The 14,069-nt window shown below is 64.3% G+C and carries 9 protein-coding genes; 2 read left to right on the forward strand and 7 right to left on the reverse strand.

Annotated elements, in window-relative coordinates; genetic code table 11:
• Window positions 1-59: 59 nt before the first annotated feature.
• The 7 genes from GTP77_RS13040 to puuE form a co-directional block, all read right to left on the reverse strand.
• Complete coding sequence (locus tag GTP77_RS13040) at window positions 60-3,461, reverse strand: TonB-dependent receptor (protein ID WP_161072586.1); 3,402 nt, start codon at window positions 3,459-3,461, stop codon at window positions 60-62.
• 533 nt (window positions 3,462-3,994) lie between these two features.
• Complete coding sequence (locus GTP77_RS13045; RefSeq protein WP_161072587.1) at window positions 3,995-5,482, reverse strand: adenosine deaminase family protein; 1,488 nt, start codon at window positions 5,480-5,482, stop codon at window positions 3,995-3,997.
• A 17-nt stretch (window positions 5,483-5,499) separates the two neighbouring features.
• Window positions 5,500-6,804 carry a guanine deaminase gene (gene guaD, locus GTP77_RS13050; protein ID WP_161072588.1) on the reverse strand — a complete coding sequence of 435 codons (1,305 nt, stop codon included), beginning with the start codon at window positions 6,802-6,804 and terminating at the stop codon, window positions 5,500-5,502.
• A gap of 10 nt (window positions 6,805-6,814) precedes the next feature.
• Window positions 6,815-7,846 carry a xanthine dehydrogenase accessory protein XdhC gene (gene xdhC, locus GTP77_RS13055; RefSeq protein WP_161072589.1) on the reverse strand — a complete coding sequence of 344 codons (1,032 nt, stop codon included), beginning with the start codon at window positions 7,844-7,846 and terminating at the stop codon, window positions 6,815-6,817.
• Window position 7,847: 1 nt separating this feature from the next.
• A complete protein-coding gene (xdhB, locus tag GTP77_RS13060) occupies window positions 7,848-10,178 on the reverse strand; it encodes a xanthine dehydrogenase molybdopterin binding subunit (RefSeq protein ID WP_161072590.1) in 2,331 nt (776 codons plus the stop codon).
• Window positions 10,179-10,188: 10 nt separating this feature from the next.
• Window positions 10,189-11,655 carry a xanthine dehydrogenase small subunit gene (gene xdhA / locus GTP77_RS13065; protein WP_161072591.1) on the reverse strand — a complete coding sequence of 489 codons (1,467 nt, stop codon included), beginning with the start codon at window positions 11,653-11,655 and terminating at the stop codon, window positions 10,189-10,191.
• A 131-nt stretch (window positions 11,656-11,786) separates the two neighbouring features.
• Window positions 11,787-12,734, reverse strand: a complete 948-nt coding sequence (gene puuE / locus GTP77_RS13070) for an allantoinase PuuE (RefSeq protein WP_161072592.1) — start codon at window positions 12,732-12,734, stop codon at window positions 11,787-11,789.
• 82 nt (window positions 12,735-12,816) lie between these two features.
• Between puuE and uraH the strand changes: the two genes are divergently transcribed.
• Together uraH and bla are read left to right on the forward strand one after the other, a co-directional pair.
• A complete protein-coding gene (gene uraH, locus GTP77_RS13075; RefSeq protein ID WP_161072593.1) occupies window positions 12,817-13,170 on the forward strand; it encodes a hydroxyisourate hydrolase in 354 nt (117 codons plus the stop codon).
• Window positions 13,170-14,033 (forward strand): class A beta-lactamase, encoded by an 864-nt coding sequence (bla, locus tag GTP77_RS13080; protein ID WP_161072594.1) that lies wholly within the window; start codon window positions 13,170-13,172, stop codon window positions 14,031-14,033. Before uraH ends, bla begins: the two co-directional genes overlap by 1 nt.
• The last annotated feature ends 36 nt before the right edge of the window (window positions 14,034-14,069 follow it).

Below are 14,069 nucleotides of genomic sequence, written 5' to 3' on the forward strand. Positions count from 1 at the left end.
GCTGGTGTCGCCACCAGCCGTTCTTGTTCAGACTACTTCAGACTAAGTCAGCAGCGAGATTAGAACTCGTACTTGACGGTAGCCTGGATCGCCCACTGGGACTCGCCTTTTTCCTGGCGGGTTACCAGCTCTTCGGTGGTGCGGACGTTGTAGATGTAACGGCCTTGGGCGTCGATACCTACGTAGTCAACAAAGCTGCGCACCTGGCCGCCGGCGGACTGGAAGGCCACTTCATTGATACGGCCCCACTTCTTGTTGATCATGTTGCCAACGTTCAGGAAGTCCAGCGAGAAGATGCCTTTGTGGCGTGGCCAGAAACCTGGCACTTCTTGCGTGACTTTCATGTCGATGCTGTTGGTCCATGGCGAGAAGTCGGTGTTGCGGCCAACCACGCCGCCCTTGTATTTCGCCAGGGCGCCGTTGGCGTCAACCACTTTCCAGAACGCCTCTTCCGTGGCAGCGCGGGCAGCCGGGGTGGCGCCGAAGAAGGCCACTTCACCCGAACCTGGTGCTTTCGGGATGTACATCAGGTCGTTGCCAGCCAGGCCGTCGCCGTTCAAGTCGTTGTTGATGGTCCAGCTGAACGGTTTGCCGGTGCGGCCTTCGTAGAACAGACCGAAGCCGGTCTTGTAGCTGCCGAAGAACGCTTTCTGCCAGCTCACGTTGGCCGAGATGCGGTCCTTGACCAGGTAGTTCGAGTTGGAAGCGACGTTCTCGTTCGGATCGAACGATGCACGGCCGCCCCAGTTCGAGCTGGAGGTCGAGGAGGTCAGCGGCGACACTTCGGTGGCGTCGGTGTAGGTGTACGCTACGCCCCAGCCCAGGCCGGCACGCATAGGTGCTTTAACCGACAGGGTCAGCAGGTTGCCGGCGCCGCCCGAGGTACGGGTGGCTTGCAGTACCTGGCCGAAGGACGCGTTGCTCTGCGCCTTGTTGCGGGTGTCCGGGCAAGCTGCACCGCCCACTGCGCCGCCGGTGGCGGTGTAGCAGGTTGGCAGGTAGCCGGAGTTGGTCCAGAACAGCGGACGGCCGTCGCTACCGGTCTTGGTCGGTGCGCCCAGGTTCAGCTCTTTGTAGTAGATGCCGTCCTTGGTCTTGGTGCGCAGGTATTCCGCGCCGAAGACCAGGCCCATGAATGGCAGCTCATGTTCGAACGCCAGGTTGCCCTTCCACACCGATGGCTGCGCCATGTCGGAGCTGATGGTGTCGACCTTCATCGCCGGAATGGTGCTGACCACGTTGGTCGGCTGCTTGGTCGGATCGGCGTTGAAGAAGCCACCGGTGGTCGGGCAGGTGCCGGCCGCGAACGTGCAGGTGATGTTGCGGATCACCATGCCGGTGTTCTGGAACGGGTTGCCCAGCCAGACCGACAGGGCCGCGCCCTGGAACAGGCCGGCGCCGCCGCGCAGCTGCGTTGGACGCTCGGAGTCGAACTTGTAGTTGAAGCCGACGCGCGGCTGGTACAGGTTCTGGCCGTCGATGGTGCGGGTGTTGTCGATGCCGAAACCGCCGGTCTGGCGGCCGCTGACCAGCGGGCCGGTGGCCAGTGCTGCGGTCGGGTTGGCGACCGGCACGTCGCCGATGCGCGAGCCGTCCACGCGCAGGCCGGCCGTGACGGTCAGCTGGCGGTTGACGGTCCAGGTGTCCTGCAGGAACAGGCCGATGTTTTTCAGCTCGAAGCGGGCGATCGCGTCATCCAGGGTTTTGCCCGGGATGGCTGCCTGCAGCGTGTACGACGAAGGACGGCCCTTGCTGAAGTTCTCCAGCACGGCGGCGGCATGCGCGGCCGAGGTGGCGGTGGAGCAGTTGATGGCGCCGAAGGAGTACGTGAACGTCGCGCTGCTGTTGATACAGGCGAAGGTGTAGTTGCCGTTGACGTTCTGCAGGAAGGCGTTGTAGATCTCGTTCTTGCTGTAGTCGGTGCCGAACTTCAGGTCGTGCTCGCCCAGCTGCCAGTTGGCGCCTGCGTAGAAGTCCTGGGTCTTGGTGTTCAGCACGTTTTTCTGACGGCTCTGCTCGGTGCCGAAGTTGGCGAAGCGGTTGCCGGTCGACAGGCCAGCCGGCGAACCGTCAGGCAGCGCGCCCGAGAACTGCAGGCCGATGGCCGGCAGGTAGGCGTTGTTCTTCGGCACGGAGTCGTACTTGCGGGTCGACGCGTTCACTTCGGTCGAGAAGGTCGGGGTCCATTCGGCGGTCCAGCGGCCGACCAGGGTGGTCAGCGACTTCTCTTGCGCGTACCAGTAGGAGCTCAGCGATACACCGGTCGCCGAGAAGCCTGGGAAGATAGGCTCGGACTGTTCGGTTTTGGTGTAGCGCAGCATGGCGCGCTGGTCATCGGTGATGTTCCAGTCCAGCTTCAGCAGCTTGTCTTCGGACTTGAACTTGGTGCCGGTCGGAACTTCCGAGGTACCGATGTCCATGCCGTATTTGTCTTTGGCGATGGCGGCGGCGCTGTCGAGCACCGACTTGGAGATGGCCACGGTGGTCAGGCCGCTGCCGACCACGCCGAAGGCCGGCGAGTTGCGGCTGCTTTCGGATTTTTCGTAGTTCGCGAACAGGAACAGTTTGTCCTGGATCAGCGGGCCGCCCAGGGTGATGCCCTTGGTAGTGTCTTTCGACGGCGGCGCGTCGAAGTAGGAATCGGTGGCGCTGTTGTAGCGGTCGCCGGCCATCTTGTTGTTGCGGAACACGTAGTAAACGCTGCCCTTGACCGTGTTGGTACCGGACTTGGTCACCGCGTTGATGTTGGCGCCGGTGTAGCCCTTTTGGGTCACATCGTAATTGGCCACGTTGACCTGCACCGACTGGATCGCCTCGACCGAGATCGGCTGCTTGCCGGTGGCGGTGCCGCTGGCTTCCAGGCCGAAGGTGTCATTCACGGCCACGCCGTCAATGGTCATCGAGTTGTAGCGCGAGTTCTGGCCGGCCACGGAGATTTCGCCGCGTTCCTTGTCGGTCTGCGACAGGCGCGGGTCGACGCGGGCGTAGTCCTGCAGGCTGCGCGAGATCGAAGCCTGGGTTGCCAGTTCGGTCGCGCTGATGCTGGTGCCGGCGCCCATATTGGTGCGGTTGAAGGTTTCCGAACGGCGGCCGGTAATGGCCACGGTCTGGATCGACGCGCCCAGCACGGCGTCCACGGCGGCCGTTTCAGCCACTTCCACGAACACGTTTTCACGTTTTTCGCTGACGCCGTTCTTGGTGATGGTGATCGTGTAAGGACCGCCGGCGCGCAGGCCACGGGCTACATAACGGCCGTCCGCGTCGGTCACCACGCTGCTGACCGAACCCGATTCCGTGTGCACGATGGTCACGGCTGCGCCAGCGGCTGGCTTGCCGTCGTTGGACGAAATGCGGCCGGAAATGGCCGACGTGGTGTTCTGAGCGAACGACGGTGCCGCCGCGAGCGCGATAGACAGACTGAGCGCGATCTGCGTCAATCGTAGCCGTTTGTGCTTGATCATTGTATAACCCCAAAAAAGACTAATATTATTGAAGTGCTGACGGCCGTCCTGTAGGCCGGCCGGGCATTTCCTCTTTACTGTGCTGCAAACCGGGACCGGCGCCGCGCTGGCAAAACGCCGGGAAAAATTCTTCTGTAGCGTAACGAATGAGTCTACTTTGGCAATGTTTCAGGAGCGTGACATCGCCCACTGCAGGTATGACAAAAAACAATTGCAACATGGCACTTTTGCAATGCTGATCTCACTATGCATGAAGCAAAAATGCATGACAAATTCGTTTTTCTTCGTGGATTCAGATCCAAAACCTATAAATCAGACGATTTAAGTCGGACGGCTGAACTCGGAGTAAGGGATTAGGCGGAATTATAAAGTTGGCTGAAAATAATTCATGGACTAAATGACAAAAGGACGCAGAAAAGCGTCCCATGTGTGGCGTGATGACCACAACGTTTCAGAAAAAACATTGCAAAAATGCCACTCGGCGCGCTAGGCGCACCGCGCGTTACCGCTTGATTACAAGTGTTTTACAACCGTTAATTTCCCGCCTTGTGCAGCGAAGACGCAACATCCGCCTCGAATTTGGCGAACTTGCCGTCCAATGCCTTGAGCAGGCGCTGCTTGTCCGGAGCGGACAGGAAGCTGTAGCGGATGCTGTCATATGACAGCTTTTTGACTTCGGCGTAATTGGTCTTGTAGCGGCTGGCGAACAGCACGTACTCGTTGGCCAGATTATTACGCGATACACCCGCGTCGTCGGTGGAGATGACAAAGGGCACGCCATACTTGCGGTACAGTGTGACAGGATGGGCGTCGCCCTTGATGCCCAGGATGAAGTCATTGCTGGTCAAATTCACTTCCACCGCAATGCCGCGCTCGCGCATGGCCTGCATGGTGGCCAGCGCGTTGGACTCGTGGGCGATGTCCATGCCGTGGCCGATGCGGCTGGCGCCGGCCACGTTGATGGCGTCCGCGATGTGCGACTGCAGCCCTTCCGGCGGCACCATGCCCAGCGCCAGCTCGCCCGCGTGCAGCGACAGCTTCACGTCCGGGTATTTGGCTTTCAGGAATTTGAACATCTGCATGTGCAGCTTGTAGTCGCGCATGGAGACGTAGGTGCTCTCCTGGCCCACGATATTCACGCCCACCACTTTCGGGTTCTCCCGCGCCAGCTTGAAGGCCGACACCATGGACGAGAACACCTGCGACGGCGACAGGAAGCGCAGCACGAAAGGCTGGTAGCGCATGGTGAACTGCGCGTCGTCTATGCCGGCGGTGGAGGTGTCGACGTTTTTCTTGTAGGCGTCCAGCCAGCCGTTCCAGCCGGCGTCCTTGTCCAGCACCGGCAGCAGCGCTTCCAGGCGCGCGTTCAGGGCGGCCGCGTCCAGGCCCTGGACCAGCACGGCCTTGTCGAAATCGGCATTGGCGGTGAACGGCGCCAGCTCGAACACGGTCTCGATATAACTCAGGTTTTCATTGATGGCGCGCTGCTTGAGCGTGCGCAGGCCGTCTGCGGTGTTGGTCGAGGCGACGGCGTTGAAGTAGCCGAAGGTGTCGAAGAAGGTGCGGTCGGGCGGGGTTTGCTGGCCGCTGTGGTTGTAGAAGTCCTTGGTGCCCCAGCGCTGCAGCAGTTCGGCCAGCATGGTGTTGTCCAGCATGACGGCTTCGCCCGTGATGCAGGTGCGCGTGGCCGGCGAAGCGGCGCGCTCCAGCGCCAGCTTGCCGGCGTCGGTTTCGATCTGATAGCTGTTCTTGTGGACGCAATAGCCTTGCTTGTCCACCCACTGCAGGAACTGCTCGGCGTAGATGGCGCCGGAATAGTGGTGATGCAAGTCGCCGCCCTTGGGCATCATTGTGAAAAATAAAGTCAGCTCGGCCGATTTCGGCTGGGCGCCCGAAACCAGGGACGCGAAGTGGCGGCTGGTAGCCTGCTCGTTGGCGCCGGGCGCCGCCTTCTGCGCATGCGCATTGCAAGCGGCCGCCACGGCCAGCGCCATCATCAGTTTCGGGAAAGTATGCTTCATCGAGAGCCCTTGGTTGGTTATGCGCGGCGGTGAACCTCCCGGCCGGCGGAATAGGTGGCGGCCACGGTGCGGTCGTCGCCCAGCAGGGCCAGCGCGAACAGCAGCTCTTCCAGGCTTTCGGTGTGGCCCGTGCGGCGCGCCAGCAGCGGCGTCGCTTTCGGGTCCAGCACCACGAAATCGGCCTCCGCGCCTGCCGCGAAACTGCCTATCGTGCCTTCCAGCTGCATGCTGCGCGCAGCGCCCAGCGTGGCCAGGTAGAACATGCGCAGCGCCGGCAGATAACTGCCTTTCAAGCGCGCTACTTTATAGGCTTCGTTCATGGTTTGCAACATGGAGAAGGAAGTGCCCGCCCCCACGTCCGTGGCCAGCGACAGCAGCATGCCCGCCTGGTCGGCGCGCTCGAAGTCGAACAGGCCGCTGCCCAGGAACAGGTTGGAGGTCGGGCAGACGGCGGCGGCGGCCTGGGTCTCGGCCATGCGGCGGCGGTCGCCCTCGTCCAGCCAGATGCAGTGGCCGTACATGGCGCGCGGACGCAGCATGCCGTAACTGTCGTACACGTCCAGATAGCTGCGCGCCTGCGGGAATAGTTCGCGCACCCATTTCACCTCATCCTCGTTTTCGGACACGTGGGTCTGGATGTAGGTGTCCGGATAGGCGCGCGCCAGCTCGCCGGCCACGCCCAGCTGCGCCTCGGTGGAGGTGGGCGCGAAACGCGGCGTGATCGCGTACTGCGCGCGGCCCCGGTTCTGCCAGCGCTTGATCAGGTCTTCGCTTTCGCGGCCGCCGGTTTCCGCGCAGTCCTGCAGGAAGGTGGGGCAATGGCGGTCCATCAGCACCTTGCCGGCCACCATGCGCAGATTGCGCTTCTCGCTCGCCTCGAAGAAAGCGTCCACCGATTGCGGGTGCACGGTGCAATACACCATGGCCGTGGTGGTGCCCACGCGCAGCAGCTCGTCCAGGAAAAACTCCGCCGTGGCGGCGGCGTGCGCCGGATCCTCGAACTGGCGCTCGGTGGGAAAGGTGTAGGTGTTCAGCCAGGGCAGCAGGCCGGGCGCCGGCGAGGCGATCATATCGGTCTGCGGGTAGTGCACGTGGGTGTCGATAAAGCCGGGCGTGATCACCTTGCCGCGATAGTCGTGTACCTGCGTGCCGGGCGGCAGCGTGGGGTGCAGCGCGGCGTAGTCGCCGGCAGCCAGCACCTTGCCGTCCGCGACGACCAGCAGGCCGTCCTCGTGCCAGTGATGGGCGTCGGGCGTGAAGGCCGGATCGGCGTGAAAATGCAGCAAGCCTGCTCGGTAGGCTTGCACCTGGGTCGTTTGCATAAGGAGCTTTCTAAACTTTGTATTGCGTGGAACCGGCTGCGCGCAGCAGGGTCGCGGTCTGGCTGAGTGGTTTCGGCATGCGTTCGGCGTCCTGCTGCTCCCACACGCCCAGCAGCTGAGCACACACGGAGGCGGCGATGACGGCGGGCGCCTTGTTGGTGATGCCTGCGATGCCGATCGGGCACACCATGGCATCGATGCGGGCCTGGTCTATGCCCTTGGCCTGCAGCCTGTGCTCGAACTGCATGCGTTTGGTCTTGGAGCCGATCAGGCCGAACCAGTACGCGTCCTGGCGCTGCAGGATGGTTTCGGTCAGGCGCTGGTCGAGCGCGTGGTTATGGGTCAGCACCAGGTAGCTGCTGTTGGGCGGCGCCTCGGCCACGCAGGCTTCGGGCAGCTCGCTCGCTTCCACCGTGACGTTGGCGGGGATATCGGCGGGGAACATGTCCTCGCGTTCGTCCACCCAGGTGACGGTGCACGGCAGCGCGGCCAGCGCGCGCACGATGGCGGCGCCGACGTGGCCTGCGCCGAACAGGGTCAGATGCGCGCGCGGCGCCAGGATGGGATCGACCATCCAGCGGCGGCCGGAGGCGTCCTGCATCAAATGCGCGCCACGGTCGCGCGCGAACTCGGGACCCGAGCCGGACATGGGCTGGCCGTGCATGTCGAACAGCGCGACGGCGGCGGGGCCGTCGACGGCGGTCAGGCGCCAGCAGTCTTCGCGGCGGCGCTCGCGCAGGGTGGCGAGCACGGCGCCCAGGCGCGTGTCCACGCGCTCGAACAGCAGGTAGACCACGCCGCCGCAGCACTGCCCCAGGCTGGGGCCGAGCGCAAAGCGTTCATAGCGCACCGCCTGCCCTGCCAGCATCTCGCGGGCGATGTCGATGGCGCGCATTTCCAGGTGGCCGCCACCTATGGTGTCGAACTCGCGCTCCGCCGTCACCAGCATCTTGGTGCCGGCTTCGCGCGGGCCGGAGCCTTCCACGCGCGCCACGGTGATCAGCACGGAGGGCGCCGAGGGATCTGTCAGCCAGTCGCTCATATCATTTCACTGCCGCTTCAACAGCGGCAATGGCCTTGAGGATTTCTTCGGAGGTGGCTGGCGCATTCAGCGGCGGATTGACCTTGTGGCCGCCCACCGACGAGATGGCGTCGCGAATGGCGAAGAACACCGAGAACGGCAGCAGCAGCGGCGGCTCGCCCACGGCCTTGGAGCGGTGGATGCTGTCCTCCACGTTGCGGTTCTCGAACAGGCGCACGCGGAAGTCCTCCGGGCAGTCGGAAACGCCGGGAATCTTGTAGGTGGACGGCGCATGCGTCATCAGCTTGCCGCCCTCGTTCCACCACAGCTGCTCGGTGGTGAGCCAGCCCATGCCCTGGATGAAAGCACCCTCCACCTGGCCGATGTCGATGGCCGGATTCAGCGACTGGCCCGCGTCGTACAGCGCGTCGGCGCGCAGCAGCTTCCATTCGCCGGTCAGCGTGTCCACCACCACTTCGGATACGGCGGCGCCGTAAGCGTAGTAGGAGAACGGGTGGCCGTTCATGGTCTTCGGATCCCAGTGCAGGTGCGGCGTGGCGTAGAAGCCGTCCGACCACAGCTGCACGCGCGCCAGGTAGGCCTTCTGCACCAGCTCCGGGAAGGGCACGGTGTGGCCGTTGACGTGGATCTTGTTATCGAAGAACAGCACCTCGGCCGTATCGCCGCCATACAGCTTGACCGCGTAGGCAGCCAGCCGCTCGCGGATCTGGCGCGCGGCGTCCTGCGCCGCCTTGCCGTTCAGGTCCGCGCCGGTGGAAGCCGCGGTTGCGGAAGTGTTGGCGACCTTGCTGGTGTCCGTGGCGGTGATGCGCACGTGCTCCATGTCCAGGCCCAGTTCATGCGCCACCACTTGCAGCACCTTGGTGTTGATGCCCTGCCCCATCTCCGTGCCGCCGTGGTTGACCAGCACCGAACCGTCCACGTAGACGTGCACCAGCGCGCCCGCCTGGTTCAGATGCGTGACGTTGAAGGCGATGCCGAATTTGAGCGGCGTGAGCGCCAGCCCTTTCTTCAGCAGCGGGCTGGTGGCGTTGTACGCCGCCACGGCCTCGCGGCGCGCGCGGTATTCGCTGCTCTGCTCCAGCTCCGCCGTCAGCTCGGCGATCACGTTGTCCACGATGACCTGGCCGTAAGGCGTGACGTTGCGCTCGTCCTTGCCGTAGAAATTCAGGCGACGGATATCGTAGGCATCCTGTCCCAGGTCGCGCGCGATCTCGTCGATGATGTACTCGATGGCGATGGCGCCCTGCGGGCCGCCAAAGCCACGGAAAGCCGTGTTGGACTGCGTATTGGTCTTGCCGCAGGCGGCGCGGATGTCCACGTCGCTCAGGTAGTAGGTATTGTCGAAGTGGCAGACCGCGCGCGTGGCGACGGGGCCGGACAGGTCGGCCGAGTAGCCTGCCCGCGACACCATGTCCACCTTGGCGGCGATGATCTTGCCGTCGTCGCCGTAACCCACTTCGTACTCGTAGTAGAAGCAGTGGCGCTTGCCGGTGACGAGCATGTCGTCGTCGCGGTCGGCGCGCAGCTTGACCGGGCGGCCGGACTTCTTCGCAGCGATGGCCGCCGCCGCGCACCACAGCGCGGACTGCGACTCCTTGCCGCCGAAGCCCCCGCCCATGCGGCGGCACTCCACCTGCACGTTATGCGAATGCACGCCCAGCGCATGCGCCACCACGTGCTGCATCTCGCTCGGATGCTGCGTGGAACACAGCACCTGCATGCCGTTCTGCTCTTGCGGAATGGCGTAGGCGATCTGGCCTTCCAGGTAGAACTGCTCCTGGCCGCCGACGTACAGCGTGCCTTTCACCGTGCGCGGCGCCTGCTCGAACGCGGCCTGATAATCGCCGCGCTGCAAGCGCATGGGCGGCAGCACATAGGACTGCGCTGCCTTGGCGGCTTGCGGCGTCAGGATGGCAGGCAGCTCTTCATACGTGACGCTGGCGCGGCGCGCGGCGCGGCGGGCGTTGTCGTGCGTGTCCGCCACCACGATGAAGATGGGCTGGCCCACGTATTCCACCTTGCCTGCCGACAGGATGGGATCGTCATGGATGATGGGGCCGCAGTCATTGGTGCCGGGGATGTCCTGCGCCGTGTACACGGCGACCACGCCGGGCGCGGCACGCACCGCGTCCAGGTCCATGGCGGTGATGTTGGCGTGCGGCTTGGACGACAGGCCTAGCGCCGCGTGCAGCGTGCCGCGCAGCTCGGGAATGTCGTCCGTGTAGGTGGCCTGGCCGAGCACGTGCAGCGCTGCCGATTCATGCGGCTTGCCCAGGCCGACGGCGGTCCACGCCATGGCTTTGATATCGCTTGCGCCGGGATGGTTCATGATGGTCCTTTCAGGCGCGCAAAGAAAAAGCGTTGACAGCGTTGGCCGCGAGCGGCGCGTCCAGCCGGGTTTCAAACCAGAAGCGGCGCAGCAGGTTCTGCGCGGTTTTCATGCGGTATTCGCTCGAAGCGCGCATATCGCTCAGCGGCTGGTAGTCCTGCGCCAGCGCGTCCATGGCCAGGGCGAGATTCGCTTCGCTCCAGGGCTTGCCGTTCAAGGCGGCTTCGGCCAGCGCGGCGCGCTTGGGCGTGGCGGCCATGCCGCCGAAGGCGATGCGGGCTTCGCGCACCACGCCGCCGTCCAGCGTAAAGGCAAAAGCGGCGCAGACGGCGGAGATATCCTGGTCGAAGCGCTTGGCCAGCTTGTAGGTGCGGAACTGCACGTCCGCGCGCGGCAGCGGCACACGCACGGCTTGCACGAATTCGTCGGCGCGCAGGTCTTTCTTCTGGTAGCCGAGATAGAGCGCTTCCAGCGGCAGCGTGCGCGTGCCCGCAGGTCCGCGCAGCACCACTTCGCTGCCCAGCGCTATCATCCACGGCATGGAGTCGCCGATGGGGGAACCGTTGGCGACATTGCCGCCCAGCGTGCCCGCGTTACGGATGGGCAGCGAGGCAAAGCGCTGCCACATTTCGCCAAGTTGATCGGGATAGTGCTGGCACAGTGCCGCGTATGCGTCGTTCAGCGATACGCCGGCGCCGATTTCCAGCATGCCGCCGTCGACGGTCACGGTTTTCAGCGCGTCCACGTGGCCGAGATAAATGATGTCGTTCAGCTCGCGCATCTGCTTGGTCACCCACAGGCCCACGTCGGTGGAGCCGGCCAGTATCAGCGCAGAAGGGCGGCTGGCGCGCAGCGCGCTCAGTTCATCCAGCGTGCGTGGGGCATGGAAGTGGCGCTCGCCCACGCTGTAAGTGGCCAGCTTGTCGCGCTTGAGCGCTTCCAGCTGCTGCGCCACGGCAGCGCGGTCGAATTCCACCTTGGGCAGTTCGGTCATGCGCTGGGCCGCATCGATAATCGGACGGTAGCCAGTGCAGCGGCACAGATTGCCGGACAGGGCGTCGTCCACTTCCTTGCGGGCGCAGGGTTGAGCGTCGTTCTTGAGGTACATGCCCCACAGCGACATGGCGAATCCGGGCGTGCAGAAACCGCATTGGGAGCCGTGGCATTCCACCAGTGCCTGTTGCACCGGGTGCAGCGCGCCGTCCGGCTGCTGCAGGTCTTCCACCGTGAACAGGGCTTTGCCGTCCAGCGTGGGCGTGAACTGGATGCAGGAGTTGACCGCCTTCAGTTCAACCTGGCCGTCCACCAGCGAGCCGACCACCACCGTGCAGGCGCCGCAGTCGCCCTCGGCGCAGCCTTCCTTGGTGCCGGTGCAATGCAAATCCTCGCGCAAATGCTGCAGCACGGTCTGCGTCGGCGAGGCCGTGCTCACTTCGTGCACGGCGCCCCGGTAGTAAAAACGAATCGGTTCTGACATTGTAGCCTCGGCGTTATCCCAGATTACAAGATTAGCAGTTCACGGGCCTCGTTACTTATATTATTCCGATGATGTCGGATATCTTCCAATTCAACTACTGGGGTCAGACCCGACGGGTCTGACCCCGGCCTTTAAAACGGATGGGTCGCGTGCCAGTGCTCGGCGATGTCGATGCGGCGCGTAATCCACACTTTGTCGTGGCTCTGCACATAGTCGAGGAAGCGCGCCAGCGCGGCGGCGCGGCCGGGGCGGCCCACCAGGCGGCAATGCAGGCCGATGGACAGCATCTTCGGCTGGTTCAGGCCGTTCGGATCGCCCTCGGCGTACAGGGTGTCGAAGGCGTCCTTCAGGTAGTCGAAGAACTGGGTGCCGGAGTTGAAACCCTGCATGGCGGCGAAGCGCATGTCGTTGGTGTCCAGCGTGTAAGGCACGATCAGTTGCTGGCTCACCACGTCCAGGCCCGCCGCGTCCTTGTGCGCCACCGGCAGCCAGAACGGCAAGTCGTCGCCGTAATGGTCGGCGTCGTAGCGGAAGCCGCCGTGTTCCAGCACCAGCTTGTGGGTGTTCGGCGAATCGCGGCCCGTGTACCAGCCCTGCGGCGCGCTGCCGGTCAGCTCCTTGATGATCTCGACCGCCTCCTTCATGTGGGCGCGCTCGGTGGCCTCGTCCACGTTCTGGTAGGAAATCCAGCGCAGGCCGTGGCAGGCGATTTCGTGCTTCAGTTCCAGGAAGGCGGCCACCGCCTCCGGGTTGCGCTTGAGCGCCATGGAGACGCCGAAAATGGTCAGCGGCAGCTTGCGGTCCTCGAACATGCGCAGCAGCCGCCACAAGCCGGCGCGCGAGCCATACTCGTAGATGCTCTCCATGCTAAGGTGGCGCATCGGAAACGCCGCAGCGCCTATGATCTCGGACAGGAAAGTTTCGGAAGCGGGGTCGCCGTGCAGGACGTTGTTCTCGCCCCCTTCTTCGTAATTGAGGACGAACTGCAGCGCCACGCGGGCGCCGCCCGGCCATTGCGCATGGGGTGGCGTGCGGCCGTAGCCGGTCATATCGCGGGGGTAGTTGTCGTAAGTGCTCATCCGCCAATAATATATGGCATTGCCGACATCAGTATAAGATTTATACGATATCGTGATTCACTCAACGAATATAGGATGCATTATGGGAAAACTCAGTACGCACGTGCTCGACACATCGGCCGGCAAGCCGGGCGCGGGAGTGAAAGTGGCGCTGTTCGAGGTCAAGCCTGAAGGCAAGGTCTTGCTGAAGATGGACATCACCAACGCCGACGGCCGCTGCGCCGGCCCGCTGCTGGAAGGCGACACCATGAAGGCCGGCCAGTACGAGCTGGTGTTCAACGCCGGCGACTACTTCGCTGCCCAGGGCGTGGAACTGCCGTCGCCGCGCTTTATCGACCTCGTCACGCTGGCCTTCGGCATTGCCGACCCGGCGCAGAACTACCACGTGCCGCTGGTGGTGTCGCCTTGGTCCTACTCCACCTACCGGGGCAGCTGATGCAGCGCCGGGACTTCCTGGGCGCTGCCGCCCTCGCCCCCTTCGTCAGCCTGGACGCCTTCGCCGCCGATGCCACCGTGCCCGCCTTCGCGGCGCTGGAAAAAGACCTGGGCGGCCGCCTGGGCGTGGCCGCCATCAACCTGTCCAACGGCAAGCAGGCCGGCCACCGCGCCGGCGAACGCTTCCCGCTGTGCAGCACCTTCAAGGCCGTGCTGGCCGCCGCCATCTTGCAGCGCAGCGCCAGCGATCCGTCGCTGCTGCAGCGGCGTATCCACTACACCGAAAAAGACCTGGTGCCGCACGCGCCCATCACCGGCGAGCGCATCGCCAAGGGCATGACGGTGGAGGAGCTGTGCGCCGCCACGGTGCAATACAGCGACAACCCTGCCGCCAATCTGCTGATGAAAGTGCTGGGCGGCCCGGAAGCGGTGACGGCCTTCGCGCGCAGCGTAGGCGACACCGAATTCCGCCTCGACCGCTGGGAAACCGAGCTCAACACCGCCATCCCCGGCGACCCGCGCGACACCACCACGCCGCAAGCGATGATGCGCAGCCTGCAAGCGCTGGTGGTGGGCGACGCCCTGCCCGCGCCGCAGCGCCAGCAGCTCAAGGAATGGCTGGTAGGCAACACCACCGGCGGCAAGATGATACGCGCCGGCACGCCGGCCGGCTGGACCGTGGGCGACAAGACCGGCGGCGGCGCCTACGGCGCGCGCAACGACATCGCCGTGATCTGGCCGCCCGGTAAAGCGCCCATCGTCATCGCCATCTACACAGCGCATAGCCAGGAAGACGCCAAGTACCGCGAAGACATCATCGCCGGCGCCACCCGCGCCGCCATCGCGCTGGTGGCCGAAGCATAAGCCGGTGCGGCGGGTTACGGCGCCCTGCGCCTAACC

Source organism: Pseudoduganella aquatica (assembly GCF_009857595.1).
Lineage (GTDB): Bacteria > Pseudomonadota > Gammaproteobacteria > Burkholderiales > Burkholderiaceae_D > Rugamonas > Rugamonas aquatica_A.